The organism is Nocardia heshunensis (genome assembly GCF_054782115.1).
In genome coordinates, this window is sequence record NZ_BAAGTC010000004.1 from 982814 (window position 1) to 1001846 (window position 19033).

At 69.1% G+C, this 19033-nt stretch carries 16 protein-coding genes; 11 read left to right on the forward strand and 5 right to left on the reverse strand.

The features are described 5' to 3' along the window. The first annotated feature begins 91 nt into the window (after positions 1 to 91). From dacB to ACYVN4_RS17145, 5 genes are all read left to right on the forward strand, one after another. A complete protein-coding gene (gene dacB, locus ACYVN4_RS17125; RefSeq protein ID WP_460722127.1) occupies positions 92 to 1588 on the forward strand; it encodes a D-alanyl-D-alanine carboxypeptidase/D-alanyl-D-alanine endopeptidase in 1497 nt (498 codons plus the stop codon). A gap of 112 nt (positions 1589 to 1700) precedes the next feature. Beyond that, positions 1701 to 2699 (forward strand): zinc-dependent metalloprotease, encoded by a 999-nt coding sequence (locus ACYVN4_RS17130; protein WP_460722726.1) that lies wholly within the window; start codon positions 1701 to 1703, stop codon positions 2697 to 2699. A gap of 27 nt (positions 2700 to 2726) precedes the next feature. Beyond that, positions 2727 to 3707 (forward strand): tRNA lysidine(34) synthetase TilS, encoded by a 981-nt coding sequence (tilS, locus tag ACYVN4_RS17135; RefSeq protein WP_460722129.1) that lies wholly within the window; start codon positions 2727 to 2729, stop codon positions 3705 to 3707. 58 nt (positions 3708 to 3765) lie between these two features. Further along, the gene (gene hpt, locus ACYVN4_RS17140) at positions 3766 to 4320 is read left to right on the forward strand and encodes a hypoxanthine phosphoribosyltransferase (protein ID WP_379354686.1); all 555 of its coding nucleotides are present in this window, start codon (positions 3766 to 3768) and stop codon (positions 4318 to 4320) included. Positions 4321 to 4699: 379 nt separating this feature from the next. Then, positions 4700 to 5590, forward strand: a complete 891-nt coding sequence (locus tag ACYVN4_RS17145) for a LysR family transcriptional regulator (protein WP_460722131.1) — start codon at positions 4700 to 4702, stop codon at positions 5588 to 5590. A 106-nt stretch (positions 5591 to 5696) separates the two neighbouring features. On the opposite strand, the gene ACYVN4_RS17150 is transcribed toward ACYVN4_RS17145, so the two are convergent. Continuing rightward, on the reverse strand, positions 5697 to 7148 hold the full coding sequence (locus ACYVN4_RS17150) for an amidase (RefSeq protein ID WP_460722133.1): 1452 nt from the start codon (positions 7146 to 7148) through the stop codon (positions 5697 to 5699). Positions 7149 to 7342: 194 nt separating this feature from the next. On the opposite strand from ACYVN4_RS17150, the gene ACYVN4_RS17155 reads away from it, so the two are divergent. From ACYVN4_RS17155 to ACYVN4_RS17165, 3 genes are read left to right on the forward strand one after another with little or no spacing between them, the layout of a single operon-like run. After that, entirely contained in the window at positions 7343 to 9853 is a 2511-nt protein-coding gene (locus tag ACYVN4_RS17155) for a protein kinase domain-containing protein (RefSeq protein WP_460722135.1), read from the forward strand. Beyond that, positions 9850 to 12042, forward strand: a complete 2193-nt coding sequence (locus tag ACYVN4_RS17160; RefSeq protein ID WP_460722137.1) for a protein kinase domain-containing protein — start codon at positions 9850 to 9852, stop codon at positions 12040 to 12042. The genes ACYVN4_RS17155 and ACYVN4_RS17160 overlap by 4 nt, the downstream gene beginning before the upstream one ends. A 19-nt stretch (positions 12043 to 12061) precedes the next feature. Further along, positions 12062 to 12748, forward strand: coding sequence for a nucleoside/nucleotide kinase family protein (locus ACYVN4_RS17165; RefSeq protein ID WP_460722139.1), 687 nt, complete (start codon positions 12062 to 12064; stop codon positions 12746 to 12748). On the opposite strand, the gene ACYVN4_RS17170 is transcribed toward ACYVN4_RS17165, so the two are convergent. Genes ACYVN4_RS17170 through ACYVN4_RS17180 form a run of 3 tightly spaced genes read right to left on the reverse strand, consistent with a single transcriptional unit; the run spans position 12733 to position 16141 of the window. After that, positions 12733 to 13638 carry a PfkB family carbohydrate kinase gene (locus ACYVN4_RS17170; protein ID WP_460722141.1) on the reverse strand — a complete coding sequence of 302 codons (906 nt, stop codon included), beginning with the start codon at positions 13636 to 13638 and terminating at the stop codon, positions 12733 to 12735. The genes ACYVN4_RS17165 and ACYVN4_RS17170 overlap by 16 nt on opposite strands. A 41-nt stretch (positions 13639 to 13679) precedes the next feature. Beyond that, on the reverse strand, positions 13680 to 14510 hold the full coding sequence (locus tag ACYVN4_RS17175) for an SDR family oxidoreductase (protein WP_460722143.1): 831 nt from the start codon (positions 14508 to 14510) through the stop codon (positions 13680 to 13682). Further along, a complete protein-coding gene (locus ACYVN4_RS17180) occupies positions 14510 to 16141 on the reverse strand; it encodes an aldehyde dehydrogenase family protein (RefSeq protein WP_460722145.1) in 1632 nt (543 codons plus the stop codon). Before ACYVN4_RS17180 ends, ACYVN4_RS17175 begins: the two co-directional genes overlap by 1 nt. A gap of 156 nt (positions 16142 to 16297) precedes the next feature. On the opposite strand from ACYVN4_RS17180, the gene ACYVN4_RS17185 reads away from it, so the two are divergent. Next, on the forward strand, positions 16298 to 17521 hold the full coding sequence (locus ACYVN4_RS17185) for a PucR family transcriptional regulator (RefSeq protein WP_460722147.1): 1224 nt from the start codon (positions 16298 to 16300) through the stop codon (positions 17519 to 17521). An 11-nt stretch (positions 17522 to 17532) separates the two neighbouring features. On the opposite strand, the gene ACYVN4_RS17190 is transcribed toward ACYVN4_RS17185, so the two are convergent. Next, a complete protein-coding gene (locus ACYVN4_RS17190; protein ID WP_460722149.1) occupies positions 17533 to 17802 on the reverse strand; it encodes a DUF2277 family protein in 270 nt (89 codons plus the stop codon). 160 nt (positions 17803 to 17962) lie between these two features. Between ACYVN4_RS17190 and ACYVN4_RS17195 the strand changes: the two genes are divergently transcribed. Both ACYVN4_RS17195 and ACYVN4_RS17200 read left to right on the forward strand, forming a co-directional pair. Then, positions 17963 to 18106, forward strand: coding sequence for a hypothetical protein (locus ACYVN4_RS17195; RefSeq protein ID WP_460722151.1), 144 nt, complete (start codon positions 17963 to 17965; stop codon positions 18104 to 18106). Positions 18107 to 18186: 80 nt separating this feature from the next. Further along, entirely contained in the window at positions 18187 to 19011 is an 825-nt protein-coding gene (locus tag ACYVN4_RS17200) for a DUF1266 domain-containing protein (protein ID WP_460722153.1), read from the forward strand. Positions 19012 to 19033 lie beyond the last annotated feature (22 nt).

Below are 19033 nucleotides of genomic sequence, written 5' to 3' on the forward strand. Positions count from 1 at the left end.
CTCGTTCGGGGGAACGACTGCGCAACGAGGATAGTGTGGACCGCGAGTGTGTGGGTTCGGAGGGACGTCCCGGGGCCGGCGAGCAGTAGCCATGGCCCCACCACAGGTATCAGGGAGACAGCGGCAGGTGTTTGGTCGGAACAAGCAGAACGTCGGTGGTCTGGAGGCCAAACGGCGGCGCAGAACCTGGATCCTGGTGTCGTTGGTGCTGGTCCTGGTGTTGGTGGCGGCCGGATCGGTGGCCCTGATCCTGAAGCCGTGGACCGAGGAATTCCGGCACGGGGGCTTGACCGTCGCCGCCCCGCCCGCACCCGTGAAGCCCATCCCGCAGGTCGCGCCCGCACCGGTGACCGCACCCGCGGCCACCGCGAGTGGGCTGGCGGCCGCGCTCGGGCCCGTGGTCGGCAATCCGGACCTGGGGATCTTCGCGGCCTCGGTGTCCGACGGCGACTCCGGCAAGGTGCTGTGGACCATGGACGCGGACAAGGGGATGATTCCGTCCTCCACCGCCAAGATCCTCACCACCGCGGCCGGACTGCTGGCACTGCCCTCCGATCATCGGGTCACCACCAAGGTGGTCACCGGTGCGACGCCCGGCCAGATCGTGCTGGTCGGCGGCGGCGATCCGACCATCACCGCGCAGCCGGACGGCAAGGGCTACTACCCGGACGCGCCGCGACTGCAAGACCTGGTCGCGCAGATCAAGAGCTCCGGGCAGCGGGTCGACTCGATCCTGGTGGACACCTCCGCCTACACCGGACCGAACTTCGCGCCCGGCTGGGAGACCTCCGATATCGCGGGCGGCTCCATCGCGCCCCTGGACCCGGTGATGATCGACGGTGGTCGGTTGGACCCGCTGGTCGAATATTCGCCGCGCACAGCCACTCCCGCGCTGGACGCGGGCAAGAAACTTGCCACCGAGCTCGGCGTTGACCCGGCGAAGGTGACGATGGGCAACGCCCCGGCCACCGCCACGCAGATCGCCGCCGTGCAGTCCGCGCCGCTGCGCGAACGCATGCTGCAGGCCATGGTGCACTCCGACAATGTGCTCGCCGAAGCCATCGGCCGCGAGATCGCCGTCGCGGGCGGGCAGGAAGCCTCCTTCACCGGCGCGGACACCGCCATGTCGACCGTGCTGCAGGCCGCGGGCTTCGACCTGACCGGCCTGAAAATGTCGGACAACAGCGGACTTTCGACCGAGGACCACATTCCGCCGCGCCTGCTCAACCGGGTGCTGACGGTCGCCGCGCTGCCCGACAATGCCGGTGCGCAAGGCACTTCGACCGCCGACCCGGCCGCGGACAAGCCCAGCGGCTCCCCGCTGGCCCCGCTGCTGGACTACCTGCCGGTCGCGGGCGGTACCGGCTCCCTCGCGAGCCGATATGTGGACCGGGATCGCGACGGGGCGGGTTGGATTCGCGCCAAAACAGGAACTCTGTCCGTATCGAGTGCGTTGGTGGGTTATGTGCTGGACCGCGACGGACGTGTCCTGACGTTCGCCCTGATGTCGAACGATCGGCCGCCCGAGGTGAGCCGACCCGCGCTGGACGCCGTCGCCAACGCACTGCGCAACTGTGGCTGCTCCTGACGGGTGGATGACTATGACCGGACCCGAAAACCCTTCGGCCCCCATCGATTCCGAAGGTCGTGAGCTGACCGAGCGGCGGCGCACCACGCTGACCGGCGTCGTCGACTGGAACATGGCCGCCCGCACCGGGGCCGCGCTGGTGCCCGCCGGGCCGCGCACCTCCCGGTACTCGGCCGAGCAGGCGGTGGCCGAACTCGCCTCCGCCTCGGTACGCGCCGAGGGACCGGTGCGCGAAGTCAGCGGCCTGGACGACGGCTCGGTGGTGCCGGACGCGCTGATCGTGGACCGGCCCGGCTGGATTCGCGCGGCCGCCGACTCCATGGCGCACCTCACCGGCAGCGGCGTCGAGCCGGGCGCGGCCAAGTTCGTCGGCAAACCGGCGGGCTTGCAGGCCGGGGCCATGCTGGCCTTCCTGTCCACCGCCATCCTCGGCCAGTACGACCCGTTCACCGGGCCGGATGGCACCCTGCTGCTGGTCGCGCCCAACATCATGGCGGTGGAACGCGCACTCGGTGTGCAGCCCAGCGACTTCCGGCTCTGGGTGTGCCTGCACGAGGTCACCCACCGGGTCCAGTTCTCCTCTGCCCCTTGGATCGCCGACTACATGCGCAGCAATGTGGAGACGCTCGGCGAGACCGGGGACGAACCGCTCGCCGATATGGCGGCCCGGCTGCTGGAGGCCGTGCAGGCCCGGCGCAAGGGCATCGAGGATCCGGCGGGCGGCGTCATCGGACTGCTGCGCGCCACCCAGGCCGAACCCCAGCGCGACGCCCTCGACCGGCTGATCATGCTCGGCACCCTGCTCGAAGGCCACGCCGATCACGTCATGGACGCGGTCGGACCCGCCGTCGTTCCCTCGGTCGCCCGCATTCGCGCTGCCTTCGACCAGCGCCGCAAGCGCCCCGCCAACCCCATCCAGCGACTACTCCGCGCCCTGCTCGGCATGGACGCCAAGATCGCCCAGTACGTGCGCGGCAAGGCCTTCGTCGACGAGGTCGTCGACACCGTCGGCATGGAACGCTTCAACACCATCTGGACCAGCCCCGAAACCCTGCCCCGCACAGACGAAATCAGCGAACCGCAGCGTTGGGTGAGCCGCGTTCTCGGCTGAGGTCCGACCTCGTGCGACCATCTGGGCGTGACTGATCGGCCTCGCCTGCCCGAGACGCGCGCCGCGCTGGAGCTGCGGCGTGCCGTGCGGGACTGGCTGGCGCGGTACGCGCCCGAGGGCGTGGTCGCGGTGGCCCTGTCGGGCGGGGCGGATTCGCTGGCACTGATGGCCGCCGCCTGCGCGGAGGCCGATGTCGTCGACGCCCTGATCGTCGACCATGGGCTGCAAGCGGGCTCGGCGGACGTGGCGGCCGAGGCGGCGGCGGTGGCGTTGAGATCGGGCTGCCGGTCGGCGCACGTTTTGGCGGTGGTGGTCGAACGTTCGGAACCGGGTGGCCTGGAAGCGGCGGCCCGCCGCGCTCGCTACGACGCCTTGGACGATGCGCGGCAGGGTCTTCCGGTGTTGTTCGGGCACACGCTCGATGACCAGGCCGAGACCGTCCTGCTCGGGCTGGCTCGCGGGTCGGGGGCGCGGTCGATTCAGGGCATGGCCGAATTCGACGATCCGTGGGGGCGGCCGCTGCTCGCGGTGCGGCGGGAGGTGACGCGGCAACTGTGCGCGGATCTGGGGATCACGCCCTGGGAGGATCCGCACAACAGCGCCCCGGAGTTCACGCGGGTGCGGCTGCGCAACGAAGTTCTGCCGCTCCTGGAGGACGTGCTCGGGGGTGGGGTGGCGGCCGCGCTGGCACGCACGGCGACGCAATTGCGGGAGGACGGGGAGGCCCTGGACGGGCTCGCCAGCGGGTTGCTGGGCGACGCGCGGGAGGGCGACGCGCTGCGAATCGAGACGCTCGCCACTGCCGCGCCGGCGCTGCGTCGCCGCGTCATTCGCGCCTGGCTGCTGGAGCGTGGCGCAAAATCATTGACGGACAGTAATTTACGGGCGGTCGAGGCGCTGGTCACACAATGGCGTGGGCAGGGTGGTGTCGCGGTCGGCGGTTCACCCAGCGGGACCAGGTTGGTTGCCGCGCGTGAACATGGCAGGCTCATACTCAGGTCGGAGTGAACCCGCGCGCGCAGCCGCGCAGCCGGTTCGACACATCACTGAAGGGATACCAGCGGACGTGTACGGGGACGACATCGCGTCGGTGCTGATCAGCGAGGAAGAGATCGCCAGCAAGGTCGAGGAACTCGCCGAACTGGTCGCCAAGCGCTATCCCGCGGATGCCCCCGAGGGCGACCTGCTGCTGGTGGGCGTGCTCAAGGGCGCGATCTTCTTCATGACCGATCTGGCCAAGAAGCTCACCGTGCCGACCCAGATGGAGTTCATGGCGGTCTCGTCCTACGGGTCCTCCACGTCCTCCTCGGGCGTCGTGCGCATCATGAAGGACCTGGACAAGGACATCGCGGGCCGCAATGTGCTGATCGTCGAGGACATCATCGACTCCGGTCTGACGCTGTCGTGGCTGCTGCGCAACCTGTCCAGCCGCAACCCGGCCTCGCTGGAGGTCGTCACCCTGCTGCGCAAGCCCGATGCGCTGCGCACCCAGGTGGACGTGATGGCCGTCGGCTTCGACATTCCGAACGAGTTCGTGGTCGGCTACGGCCTGGATTACGCCGAGCGCTACCGCGATCTGCCCTACATCGGCACCCTGGACCCGAAGGTCTACGGCGGATAAATCCAACTTTCGAGATCTTGACACGAAGGCCGTCCCGTGATTTGGGGCGGCTTTCGACGTTGATGTGACGAATCTCACTGAGGGGCCTGGTTTGAGGTTCCGGCCCGAAACGGCTGCCGTTGCTGGAAGTCCGCGACCGGTCAGCGCACGGATTGCCGGTTCGGGTTGCCGTTTCCTTAATCCCTGGTCAAGCGTTCGCTTGGGATCGGGGCGAGGATTCGGGCTGATTGGCCAGGAATTCGCGGATCCGGTTAACAGAATGCCTCGCCCGCGCCTTATGCTGTCCGTAACAAACCTGACGGCTGTTTTCTGATCCTGTTGCAAACTTTCGGGTCGGATACGGCTGGAAAATCAAGACCGATTCTGATAGCAAGGGGCTATGGACCCGCATTTGCGCGACCTGCGGTATTTCGTCGCTGTCGCTGAGGAACTGCATTTCACCAACGCCGCCCAGCGGCTCCACATCGCACAGCCCACCCTGTCTCGACAGATTCGTCAGCTGGAGCGCCAGCTCGACGTCGTGCTGTTCGACCGCAATCAGCGCAGCGTGGCCCTGACCGTCGCCGGCAAGGAATTGCTCGAAGGCGCGCGGAAGATCTTGGAGCTGTGGGAAGTCACCAATGTCGCCCTGCAGGAGGCCGGTGAGGTGCTGCGCGTCGGCATCCAGTCCTCCATCGGGCGCGGCCTGATCACCGACCTGGAGAGCGCCAGCGGCCACCGGCTCGCCCTGCACTCCGCGTCCTGGACCGACCCGTCCAGTGGCCTGGCCGGGCGACAGGCGGACCTGGCGCTCATGTGGCTGCCCGTACCCGACACCAGCCGCTACCGGTGGCAGGTGTTGCGTACCGAGCCGCGCTGGGTGCTGCTGTCGGAGAACCACGCGCTGGCCAATCAGGAGAGCATCGACTTCGCCGACCTGATCGACGAGCCGTTCATCGCGATGCCCGCCGAAGCCGGTGCGGCCCGCGACTTCTGGCTCGGCGCGGACGCCCGCGGCGGCCGGCAGGCCAAGATCGGCGCCGAGGCGGCCACTGCCGAAGAGCGCCTCGAGGCCGTCAGCCTCGGCCTGGGCGTGTGCCTGCTCGCCGAGAACAACGTCCCCATGTATCGCTGGCCCGGCCTGACCGCCCGCCCGCTGACCGGTCTCGCGCCGTGTGAGCTCGCGGTCGCCTGGCGCGCCGACGACGACCGGCCGACCATCCTCGAGTTCGCGGCCCGCGTGCTCGAAGGCGGCTTCGCCGACAGCAAGGAACCGGTCGCCGCGCAGTAGCGAGACGACCGCACGAAACACGAACGCCCGCATCGGGTGGCGGCAGAGAGTCGGAGGTTGCCGCCATCCGCGCGGGCGTTTTCGCGTTGCTAAGGGTTTCGCGTTGTCACGGGGCGAGCCGCTCCCACGGGTGGGCCGCCTCGATCTGCGCGGCCAGGCGCAGGATGGTCGATTCGCTGCCGGGCGGGCCCGCGATCTGCGCGGCCACCGGTGTCCCGGTGCGCGGGTGCAGACCCATCGGAATGGACAGGGCGGGCCAGCCGACCAGATTCCAGACCGGCGTGAACGGCGAGAACCGCACGTTGGCAAGGACATTCGCCAGCCACGGCCGGGAATGCCAGCGTCGGGCGCGCGGGGCCGGGGTGGCCAGCGTCGGAGTGATCACCACGTCGTAGCGCTCGAAGTAGTCCAGCAGCCGGGCCTCCACCCGATCCACCTGCGACGGCCGCAGCAGCCCCGACTTCAGCACCGCCTTGCCCAGCGCCACGTGGGTGCGGGTGCGGCGCTGCAGCCGATCCGGGTGCGGAACGGTGGCGGCCTCGCGGGCGGCATTGCCGAGCCATCGCAGCATCAGGGCGAAAGTCGCGCCCTGATAAGGCAATTCGGCGACGCCGATGATGTGGCCCGCGCGCGAGGCGGCCGCGGCGGCCTTGTCGGCGGCGGCGGTCCAGGCCAGGTCGATATGGGTGAGCGGCAGCGGCGCACCCGTGGCCAGGCCGATGCGCAGCGTCGAGGGCGTCTCCAGATCGGCCAGATCGGGACGGTCGGCGAGCACCGAGAGCATGAGCGCGGTATCCGCGACAGTCGTTGCGAGGACACCGTTCTCGGTCATCCCGCCCCACGAGTCCACACCCACCTCCGAGGGCACCAGGCCGCGGCCGGGCTTGAGGCCCACCACCCCGTTGCAGGCGGCCGGAATGCGGACCGAGCCGAGACCGTCGTTGCCGTGCGCGATGGCGACCATGCCGGAACCGACGGCCGCACCGGAACCACCCGACGAGCCACCGGCGGAGTAGCGGGTGTTCCACGGGCTGCGGGTGATGCTGCCCGGGCCGTCCGTCGCGCCCCAGAGCCCGAATTCGGGGACATGGGTGAGGCCGACGATCACCGCGCCGGCCGCGCGTAGTCGCCGCACCACCTCGTGATCGGCGGTGGCGGCGGTGTCGGAGCCCGACAGCGAGCCGCCGCGGGTCACGTCGCCCGCCACGTCGATATTGTTCTTCACCGCGATCGGCACGCCCGCCAGCGGCAGGATGTCGAGATCCTGGCGTTCGGCCACCGCGCGGGCCTCGATCCGGGCGGCCTCCTCGCGAACCAGGCTGAAGGCGTTCAGCTTTCGATCACGGGAGCGGATGCGGGCGAGCGCGGCCTCGACGGCTTCCTCGGGGGTGATCGAGCCGTGCTGCACGGCCGCGGCGGTGCCGGCGGCCGTGGTCAGATCCACGGGCGGACGGGATTCGGATGGAGTGTCGGAATCGGTCGTGGTGCTCGCCACCGCTACCTCCTCGGTGGCGGCGCCGACGTGATCCGCCGTCAGCGCCGTGCCCTCGTCGTACATGCTCGTGTTCCCCCGTCGCTTCGTGTCGAAATCGGGTGATCCGCTCGTGAGCCGCAAGTTATCATTCCCGCTATTGGTCGGGGATGATGGTGTCGGGTGTGGCGGCTTCTTTGTCTTAATCTGAGAATCCACGACACCTTCAGGATCGACAGTACGGATCGACGACATCCGTGCCGAGCCGGATGGGTGCGGACATGACTTCTGGTTCCGACCATCGTTCCGGGGGTTATGCGGCCGGAACGGAATTCGCTGCGGTCGTCGCGTTCGCGACGGCCTGGGACACCGCTGCCGCGCCGCCCCGTATCGCCGATTACCTCCCCGATGCGGCCGTCCTGCGCCGCGGCGCGCTGATCGAACTCATCCGGGTGGATCTGCGGCATCGCTGGCTGCGCCGCCCGGGCGGGAAGCCGTCGCCGCCCAAACGCCTGCGCGAATACTGTTCCGAATTCCCCGAACTCACCGTCCGGGATCTGCCCGCCGGGCTGGTCTACGAGGAGTTCGTGATCCGCCGCCACAGCGGTGAACGCGTGGATCCACGCGACTGCCTGCGCGAATACCCGCATCAGTCGGATGCGCTGCGGGAACTGCTCAATGCCGACGACGAGGACCAGAGCACCCACCGGGCCATGTTGGACGAGTCGACGCGCGGTGATTTCGGGCTCGACGGTTCCGGCCTCGCCGCCACCGGCGTGGCCTCGGACGAGACCACCATCCGGCCGGTCGACGGTGACACCACGCGGGTGCCCGAACCGGGCGAGGTGACCTTGTTCGAGGAGCCCTCGCCGTCCATCGCGGCGTCGCTCGAACACGCCCGGGTCACCGACGGCATCAGCGTGCCGGATACCGGCGATCTGCTCGACCACATCGAAATCGGCCAGCGCATCGACGATTTCGATCTGCTGACCAGTCTCGGTTCCGGTGCCTTCGCACGCGTCTTCCTGGCCCGGCAGCGGTCCCTGCAACGCCTGGTGGCCGTGAAGATCTCCGCCGACCACGGCACCGAACCGCAGACGCTGGCCCAGCTCGACCACGACTACATCGTGCGGGTCTTCGATCAGCGGCTGATGTCGAATCTGCGGACCGCGTCCGGGCGGCGGCTGCGGCTGCTGTACATGCAGTTCCTGCCCGGCGGCACCCTGCTGGGCGTGCTGCGCTGGGTGCGGGCCACGCCGCCGGAACAGCGCAGCGGGCAGTTGCTGCTGGACGCCGTGGACGCGGCAATGGAGGAGAAGGGCGAGATCCGGCCCACCGATTCCAGCGTGCGCGCCGAGCTGGCGGGGTTGAGCTGGCCGGAAACCGTTGCGTGGCTGGGGCGTCGGCTGGCCGAGGCGCTGGATTACGCGGACGGTCACGGGGTGCTGCACCGGGATGTGAAACCGGCGAATGTGCTGCTCACCGCCGAGGCCGTACCGAAACTGGCAGATTTCAATATCAGTTTCAGCCGGGATCTGGAGAGCAGCAGCCCGGTCTCCTACTTCGGTGGTTCGCTGTCCTACATGTCCCCCGAACAGCTCGAGGCCTGCCATCCGGGCACCACCCGCAGCGCCGCCGATCTGGATACCCGCGCCGACATCTTCTCCCTCGGCGTCGTGCTCTGGGAGCTGCTCACCGGTGCCAAACCCTTCGACGACACCACCGCCGGACCCGGCGACCACGGCGACCGCACCACCCTCGAGGCCATGCTCGACCGCCGCCGCGGCGGCGTCGAGGCCGCGGCCCTCGACCGGGTGCCGCCCGACTGCCCGGCCGCGCTGCGCCGGGTCCTGCTCACCTGCCTGGCGCCCGACCGCGACCAGCGCTGGGCCGACGGCGCAGTGCTGGCCAAACAACTCGACATGTGCCTGGACGAGCGGGCCCGCGACCTGGTCGACCCGCCACCGCACAGCTGGCGGATGCGCTTGCGGCCGTGGCTGATTCCGCTGGTCAGCCTCGCGGTGGCGATACCGAACATCCTGGCGTCGCTGTACAACATCGCGCACAACCGGTCCTTCATCATCAGCCACCTGTCCGGGCCCGCGATGAACACCTTCGTGCTCACCACGGCCACGGTGAACCTGGTGTTCTTCCCGCTCGGCGCGGCCGTCATCGCGTACCTGTGCCGCTACGTGATCGTGGTGCCGCGCGGACTGCGCAAGGGCACCGAATACGATCCGGAGACGCTGCGAAGGGCCCGCGCGGACGTCTTGCTGGCGGGAGAACGCATTTCGTCGGTGGTGTTCTCGCTGTGGGTGATCGCGGGCATCACCTTCCCGCTCACGCTGCGACTCACCGCGAGTGATCTGCCGGTGAGCGGGGTCGTGCACTTCCTGGTGTCGCTGGTGGTGTGCGGGGCCATCGCGGTGGCCTACCCGTTCTTCCTGGTGACCTTCTATCTGGTGCGCTGCATCTATCCGATGTTCCTGCGGCACGGCGACATCAGCGCTGAGGACGCCGTCTGGCTGCACCGGCTGGGCCGGCGCTGCACCACGTATCTGGCGGTGGCGGCATCGATTCCGCTGCTCGCGGTGGCCGGCGTGACCTTCCTGCCGCCGGACGACATCCCGCAGGTGATCGTCGCGGTGCGGGTGCTCAGCGTGGGCGGTATCGCCGCGTTCGTGGCCGTGTACATCATGTTCCGCGCGCTCGAGGCCGACCTGGCCGCACTGGAACGCGCGGTGGCGCCGACCCGGCCGGCGGCGGGGAACACGGTGGGTCCGCAATCGTGAGCGAACTGCCGGCGCAGGCCCTGTCCCGCTTCGCCGCCGATTGGGAATCCACCCTGCGGGGTGAGCGCGGCGAACCACCGCGGCTGGCCGGTTATCTGCCCGACGGCGAGAGCGTCCGGCTGGCCGTGCTCACCGATCTGGTGCGGGTCGACATGCGGCAGCGCTGGCGGCGCGCCGGGCTGGAAAAGCGGATCGCCGAGTACCGCAAGGAATTCCCGGAGGTCGGGTCCAGCCCCGGCTACGCCGACCTGGTCTGCGAGGAGTACGTGGCGCGCAGCCGCTTCCGGCCGGTGGACGTGGACAGCTTCACCGCCGAATACCCGGAGGCGGCCGCGGAGATCCGGCGGCGCTTCACCGGCGAGACCCCGCCGCCGGAGCCCGCGGTGCTGCCCGACGGCATCGAGATCGGCCGTCGCCTCGACGATTTCGACCTGCTCACCGACCTCGGCGGCGGGGACGGCCGCCGCATGTTCCTAGCCCGGCAGCGGTCCATGCAGCGGTTGGTCGCGGTTCGGGTGGAGGCGGGCGCGGACAGCGATACCGACACCGTCGCACAGCTCGATCACCAGCACATCGTGCGCGTCTTCGACCAGCGTCTGATCGCCGACGGCAGTACCGGGAAACCCTTGCGGCTGTTGTACATGCAGTACGTGCCCGGCGGCACCGCCGAGGGAGTACTGGCCCAGGTACGCAAGGAATCCGGGACCGCCACGAACGGCGGTCTGCTGCTGCGCGCCATCGACACGGCGATGGAGGCGAAGGGCGAGAGCCGCCCCGCCGGGTCCCCGGTGCGCACCGAGATCGCCGGGTTCAGCTGGCCGGAAACCGTTGCCTGGGTGGGGCGTCGGCTCGCGGAGGCGCTCGAGCATGGGCAGCGGCAGGGCGTGCTGCATCACGACATCCGGCCCGGCAATGTGCTCTTCACCGCCGAAGGCGTGCCCAAGCTTGCGGATTTCGCACTGGGGCCGATGTATTCGCGCGCGGGACTCGACGGCGCGCACCTGCTGGGCGCGAAAGATGCCGGGGCGCTGCGGTATCGGTCACCGGAGGCGCTGGCGGCGCTGCTGGATCCGGCCGCGCCGCTGCCGGACACGCGCAGTGACATCTACTCCTTGGGCTTGGTGCTGTGGGAGATGCTCACCGGCGCACTGCCGTTCGATGACACCGAGGGCGGCACCGGCGACGTGCGGCAGATGCTGGCCCGCCGGATGGCGGGCGTGCCCCCGGACGCGCTCGCCACGCTCCCTGCCGACACCCCGGCCGCGCTGCGCCGCGTGCTGCTGGAATGCCTGCGGCCCGAGCCATCGCGGCGCTGGCAGAGCGGCGGACAGCTGGCGGGACAGCTGGACCTGTGCCTGGACCCGCGGGCGCGGGATCTGGTGGATCCGCCGGCGCACAGCCTGTGGGCGCGACTGCGGGGCTGGCCGGTGCCGATCGCGGCGCTGTGCGTGGGCCTGCCCAACGCGCTCGCCAGCTGGTACAACGTGCGAATCAACAAGAGCCTCATCGTGGATGAGCTCTCGACGGTGGATCAGCATCGCTTCGAGCAGGTGGCGCTGGTGAACAATGCCATCACCTTCCCGCTGGCCGCGGTGCTGCTGCTGTGGCTGGCCCGGCGGCCGCTGACGGTGTCCTACCGACTCGGCCGCGGCCACGAGTACACCCCGGCCCAGCTCGCGCGCGCCCGCGCGGACACCCTGTTGATGGGGGAGCGGGCGGTGTGGATTCCGTTCGCCATGTGGGTGATCGCCGGCATCGTCTGGCCGCTGGCGCTCGAGGGTGCGGGAGCGAACCTGCCGCATCACGCCTTCTGGCACTTCTTCACCGCGCAGGTGGTGTGCGCGCTGATCGCGCTGGCCTATCCGTTCTTCCTGATCATGGTGTATTCGGTGCGGTCGCTGTATCCACAACTGCTGGCACGCGGTTCGGTCGGGCCCGCGGACCGGCGGCAGCTCTCGGCGCTGGCCCGGCGCGCCAATGTGTATCTGGCCGCCGCGGCGTCGGTGCCGCTACTCGGGGTCGCGAGCATGACCTTCGTGTCCACCGCGGATCTGTGGCTGGTGATCGTCCCGCTGCGCTGGCTCAGCGTGGGCGGGGTGCTGGCCTTCGTGGTCACCTATCGGCTCTCGCGGCTACTGGAGGGCGACCTGCAGGCGCTGGTGCGCGCCATTCCCGAAGGCGGGCGCTGAATCCCCGTAGGGTTGGGGGGTGGCGATACGCGGCAGTGTCGAAACCTCCTTGGCGGAGTTGGCGGCTCGCGTCCGCCGCCGCGCGGAGGGGCATCCCGGTCGGTTTCTGCTCGGGATCGCGGGGCCGCCCGGCGCGGGGAAATCCACGCTGGCCCGCGGCATTCGCGATGAACTGAATCTGGCCGCCGGAACCACCATTGCGGACGTCGCTCCCATGGACGGCTTCCACCTGACCAACTCCCAGCTGCGCAGCGCCGGAATCCTCGACCGCAAGGGCGAACCCGACACCTTCGACGCGACCGGCTATGTCGCGCTGCTGCGCACAATCCGCGACACCGAGCCCGGCACCCCCGTGCCCTGGCCGACCTATGACCGCGATATTCACGAACCCGTGCCCGGCGGCGTGATTGTGGACCGCCAGACCATCGTGGTCACCGAGGGCAACTATCTGCTGCTCGACGACCGGGCGCATCCGGATTGGTCGGGCGTGCGGCAATTGCTCGACGAGACCTGGTACCTGGACGTGCCCCGGCCGATTATCGAACAGCGCTTGCTGCGCAGGCATATTCGCGGTGGGCGTACCCCTGAGGCGGCGAAAAGCAAAGTGACGCACAGTGATCTGCGCAATGCGGCGCTGGTCGAAACCACGCGGACTCGCGCGGACCTGGTGTTGCGCAAGGCGGGTCGCGGCTACCGCATCGACTGAGAGTCGAAGTGCCGCATCCATTCCCGGGTGCCGGGGAAGCGGCAGGAGAAGCTGGCCACCTCGGCCGCATGGCGCAGCGCCACTGGGAAATCCTCGCCCTGCGCGGAGAAGAAGCAGAACGCGCCGTGCAGGATGTCACCCGCGCCGAGCGTGTCGAGGATGCCGCCGCCCGCCACCTCGATCTCGCCACGTGCGTCGGGCGTCGAATATCGGATCGGCCCGCCACCGTGCGTGATCGCGACCAGCGGCGGACCGGCCGCGTGCAGGAAGTCGATCACCGCGTCGGAGTCTCCCGCGCTCAGTTCCGGCGGGGCGAAGGCGTCCGAGCAGATCGCAATGGTGATGTCCGGCAGCAGTTTCCGGTGCACGTCCTCCCGCCACCGTCCGCCGTCCAACACCACCGGCAGCCCGTGTGCGGCGTCCGCGGCCTCGAAGGCGAGTCGCGGATAGTGCGCGTCCACCAGCACGATGTCCGCGTCGTCCAGGTAGTGCGACTCCAGGCTGGGATACGGGTCCATGCCCGAGCCGTCGGTCGAAACGATGGTGCGGGTGCCGGTTTCGGCTGCCACGACGATCGACGAGACCGGCGGTCTGGCGGTCTCGCCGCGCGCCTCGTCCCAGATCTCGACGTGCTGTGCGCCGAGATCGGCGCGGATCGGCTCCGCCAGCGCGTGTTCGCCCAGGGCCGTCACCAGCCTGGTGTGGCGTCCGGTGGCCGCCGCGCGATGCGCCAGGAAAGCGTGCGTCATCGCCGCATTGGCGGCCGGGCCGCCCGCGCCCAGGAACAGCCCGTCCGCGCGAGTCTTGGTGTCCTCGAGCGGATACCGGTCGACGGCATAGGACAGATCGAGTGTCGACAATCCGACGAACACCGCGCTCCGGTTACCCATGCCGCCGACCCTACGGCGTTGCCGACGCCAATAGTGCGGTGCTAGTCGCGCACCCGGTGCTCGTAGGCGTTGCGGGCGTCGGCGTCCACATCGTCGAGGAACGCGGACTGCGCGCCCAGCGCCCGCCCGATGGCATCGCCCACCGACTGCGGCAGGAAACCGACCACCTGCGAGATGATGCCCGCCACCGTGGTCACCCGGACCTTCGAGCGCGGCTCGACGATCAGCTTGGTGATGGCGTCGGCGATCTCCTCCGGCTCGGCCGGGCGCAGCAGCTTGGGGGCCGTGATCCCGGTTCCCAGTTCGGTTTTGGTGAGCGTCGGCAGCACCGAGGAGAACTGCAGCCCGGTGCCGCGGTACTCCTCACGCAGCGTGTCGGTGAAGCCCAGCACCGCGTGCTTGCTGGCGTTGTAGGTGGCCAGACCCGGAATGTGGGTCTCGCCCGCCAGCGAGGCGATATTGATGACCTGCCCGCGCCCGCGCGGCAGCATGCGCGCGATGGCCAGCTTGGAGCCCAGGATCACGCCGTACACATTGATGTCGAGAATGCGGCGGGTGATCTGATCCGGCTCGTCCACCACACGCCCGGTCGGCATGATCCCGGCATTGTTGATCAGCACATCGATCGGGCCGAGCCGCTGCTCCACATCGTCGAGGAACTCCTCGAACGACTGGTGATCGGTGACGTCCAGCTTGCCGTACACATCGAATCCCCGTGCGGCGCCGGACTCTTTCACCGTGGTCTCGTCGATGTCGCCGATGGCGACCTTCGCGCCCAGCGCCTGCAGTGCGGTGGCGGTGGCCAGGCCGATGCCGCGCGCGCCGCCGGTGATGACGACGACCTTCCCGGCAATGGTTCCGAAGTCGGCCATTACATCCCCCGTACGGTCTTGATGATGGCGGGCACATTGATCCGCCGCAGTCCGCGGGTGCCCGCGGCCCGCATGGCGGCCATGGCGAAGGTCAGCTTGGGCGGCGAATACGGGAACCACAGCGGCTCTTTGGTCTGCGTCGGCAGCAGCGGCTTGGTGATCGCCTGCTGACGGCAGTACTTGCGGACACCGTTGGGGCCGCCCCAGCGCGCGCCGGTGCCCGACAGACCCCAGCCGCCCATGGGCAGCGCGAAGCTGAACATATTGGCAAACACGTCGTTGATGTTCACCGCGCCCGCGTTCAATTGGCGCGCAACGCGTTCGGCGCGATCCTTGTCCCGCGACCACACGGACGCCGACAGGCCGTAGATCGAATCATTGGCCATGCGAATGGCTTCCGCCTCGTTCGCCACCTTCATGACCGGCAGGGTCGGCCCGAAGGTCTCCTCGGTCATGCAGGTCATGGTGTGGTCGGCGTCGGCGATCACGGTCGGCTCGAAAAGCGTTCCGACACCGGTGCGCTGGCCGCCGGTGGTGATCCGCGCACCCGCCTTGACGGCGTCCTCGACATGGCTCTGCACGATCTGCGCCTGGTTCTCATTCGCCAGCGCGCCCACATCGAACTGCGGCTTGCGGCCGTCCACGCCCTGACGGATCTCCTTGACCGCGGCGGTCAGCTTGGTGACGAACTCGTCGTACACCGGCGCTTCCACGTACACGCGCTCGACCGAGATGCACACCTGCCCGGCATTGAACATGCCGCCGTAGGCGATGCCGAACGCGGCACGGTCCAGGTCGGCATCGGCCAGCACCAGGGCCGGATCCTTGCCGCCCAGTTCGAGACTGAACGGGATCATCCGCTCGGTGGCCGCGGCGGCGATCTTGCGGCCGGTGGCGGTGGAGCCGGTGAACTGGATGTAGTCGGCGGTGCCGACCACGGCCGCACCCGTCGCGCCCGCACCGGTGACCACCTCGAACACCGGGGGAGCGCCGATCTCACGCCAGCCGCGCGCCAGCTCGACCGCCGAAAGCGGCGTCACCTCGGACGGTTTCAGGATGACCGCCGCGCCCGCCGCCAGCGCCGGGATCACGTCGATGACCGGCATGGCCAGCGGGAAGTTCCACGGCGTGATCACGCCGACCACCTGGTACGGCCGGAACACCGTGGTCAGCTGCTTGACCCGGGCCAGCGGGCTGTGCGGCGAAGGATGTTCGTCGGCAAGGAATTTCGCGGCGCGCCGGGCGTAGTAGCCGGTCAGATCGACCGAGAAGGCCGGGTCGATGAGCGCGTCCACGCGGGACTTGCCGGTCTCGGACTGCAGCACGTCGGCCAGGTGATCGGTGTTGTCCACCAACCAGTCCTGCAGCTCGAGCAGCCACTCCTTGCGGCCGTCGGGGCCCAGCGCCTCCCAGGCGGGCTGGTGTGCGCGCAGTTCGCGGACCTTGGCGGCGACCGTGTCGGCCGTATCGATCGGCACCGTGCCCGCCAGCTCTCCGGTCGCCGGATTACGGACCTCGAGGTCGGTCGCCGGGGTCGGCGCCGAATTCTGGGCGGCCTTGGCGGCGGTCCCGGCGGATTTGCGGGTCCCGGTCTTGCGAGCGGTGCCCGCGGCAGGTTCGGTATTGGTCACGATATGCCTTCCCCACGTGCGCTACATTGCGACGGCGAGCTGTGTGGTAGCTCACTGGACTATGATCGTGACACAATTTCGGGGGCCGATGCTTGGCCAATCGGGTCAATTGTTCCGGTCGGTTTTGTGCTTTGAGTACAAGTTGAAGGGTTCGGCATGGCGACGACGGTGAACAGCGCGGAGATCCGGCAATGGATCGCCGACTTCGTCGCCGAAACCCTCCCCGCCGCGACCCTCGAACAGGTCGTCACCCGCCTCGACAACGCGATCATCACCCGCATCCCCGAACTGCGCGACCGCGATATGCGCCGCGACCTCGCCGCCAGCAGCCGCGCCCACGCCGTGGCCGTCCTCAGCGGACTCACCCAGGACCGCTTCGACTACCCGGTCCCCGAGGAAGCGCACGCCTTCGCCCGCACCGTCGCCCGCCGTGGCTACGACGTGCGCCTGCTGCTGCGCGTCTACCACCTCGGCCAGGAGGCGGTCATCGACTACATGACCGAGGTGCTCGAACAGCGGCAGCTGCCGCCGGACATCGAAAGATCGGTGCTGCTGCGGCTTTTCGACCGCACCACCCGCTGGGTCAGCACCTCGGTGGAAACCCTCACCGACACCTATATGGCCGAACGCGAACGCGGCCTGCGCGCCGCCTTCACCCAGCGCGCCGAGATCGTGCGCGCCCTGCTCGACGGCTCCGACGTGGACGCCGAAACCGCTTCCGCCGGGCTCGGATACCGGCTCACCCAGCGGCACGTGGCGCTGGTGCTGTGGACCGACGAAGCCGCGGGCGAGGCCGTCGGGCTGCTGGACCGGATCGTCGCCCGTTATGCCGCCGCCCTGGGCAACGGCAGTCTGCTCACCGTGCCGTCGGGGGCGTCGGCGCTGTGGGCCTGGATCGGCGTGGACGGCGACCTGCCCGACCCCGCCGACCCGGCCTGGTCGGTGGACGCGCCCGTGCGGGTGGCCGTCGGCCTGCCCGCTGCGCACACCGCCGGATTCCGCGGCAGCCATCGCGAGGCCGTCGCGGCCCGGCACGTCGCGGAGCGGGCACGCCCGAATCTGCCGCGCGTGCTGCCCTATTCGGAGGTGGAGGTCGCCTATCTGGCGGGAGCGGACGAGACGGCCATGCGGGCGCTCGTCGATCGGGAACTGGGCGCGCTGGCCGCCGCGGACCCGCAGTCGGCGCGACTGCGCGAAACCTTGCACGCCTACCTGCGGGTCCGCCGCAGCCCCGACGCCGCCGCGAAACTGCTGGGCGTGCACAAGAACACGGTGCGCTACCGGATTCAGCGCATAGAAGAACTACTCGGTCACTCTCTCGACCAACGCGGGGCGCGGTTGGAGATCGCGCTGGAATGCGTGGCGATTTACGGCGTCTGAGCCCATGCGGCTCAGCTGGCTTCCTCCGCGACCGCTTCCGGAATGCCGCGGCGGCGGACCGGCGCCTCGCCCTCCGCGACCCGGCGTTCCGGCAATTCCGCCAGTAATTGCGTGGTCGCGGCCGCTATTGCCGCGACCGCCTTGTCCACGGCGTTCTTGGTTGTTGTCGTCAAACCCGATACTCCGCCGACCTTGCGCACGTATTCCTGTGCGGCGGCGTAGATTTCCTGCTCCGTGGCCGCCGGTGTCAGCCCGCGCAACAGGGTGATGTTCCCACTCATGCCCCCAGAGGTTAGCGCCCGATTACCTTGTGTGACAGGGCAAAATTCTGCCAATTGCGTGTGTGTGCCGGGTGTTCGTCCAGGTTTTACAAACCAACTGGTTTGCCATGAAATAGCAGCTACGCTGGCGGGTGCGTCGGACGCTGGAGGTGGGCAGCACATGGCAGCCATTACGACCGTGATCATTCTGCTGGCGGTACTCGCCGTCTGCGTACTCATTCTGCGCTCGGTGCGCTCGGGTTCGGTCCGCATCGAGGTGGAACCCCGCGACGCCGCGCCGCGCGAACCCGACCCGGAACGCTGACCATGAGGGATCGCCGGATATGGCACACGCGATCGGCGAATAGCGGGCCACTCCAAGATCGATGGGGAACAATCGGGGGTATGCCCGCCCGCGACGTTCCCACGCTGACCACATTTCCCTACCCGGAGCTGGACGAGCGCGAGGAAGACCATTGGTCGGGTGCGCAGGTCTCCGACGACGAATTGCGCGCGCTGTCCCTCGGCGGTTTCTACTCGGCCCGCTGGGACGCCTTCCACGACGCGCTACTGCTGGGCCCCGAACGCGAGCACCCACTCGGCGATCGCCGCGAACTTGCCATCGACACCCTCACCGGTGCGTGGGGCATCACCGACGGCACCGAGGCGATGGCCTCGATGGAGCAATTGCTCGACGGCATGCACGGTCCGCTCTACGCGCTGGTGCATCCACTGGTGACCGCGGCCATCAATTCCCCTGAACGCGACCGCTTCGGTGAGCGCGCCGATCGGCATCGCGCCTTCCTGCGGCAGGTCGGTTCCTTCCGCGGCATGGAGAATCCGGAGGCGCTGGTCCGCGATTACGACATCTGGTCGCAGGCCATCAAACTCGGCCTCACCGATCATCTGGTCCGGCCGCTGCCCACCGATATCCAGGCGTGGGATCTGGCTCGCGTGGTCGCCGTCGCCCGGATGGCCTACACCGCGGGCTATCTCGACGCGGATGTCGCCTGGGACTACCTGATGCGCGCCCTGCCGCAGGCGCAGCGCAAATACCGCAACTGGCGGCAATTCGGTGACGCGTACCTGGCCGGATGGACCTACTGGCAGGCGTGCGAGGACCTGGCGGAGTTGAAATCCGGTGGCGTGGATCGGCGCATGGAATTGCTGCGCCTGTGGATGCGGCCGACCAGCCCGTGGCGGCGCATCAATCTGCAGCCGGAGGAATAACGGTGGTGGGTTGGGGGCTTGG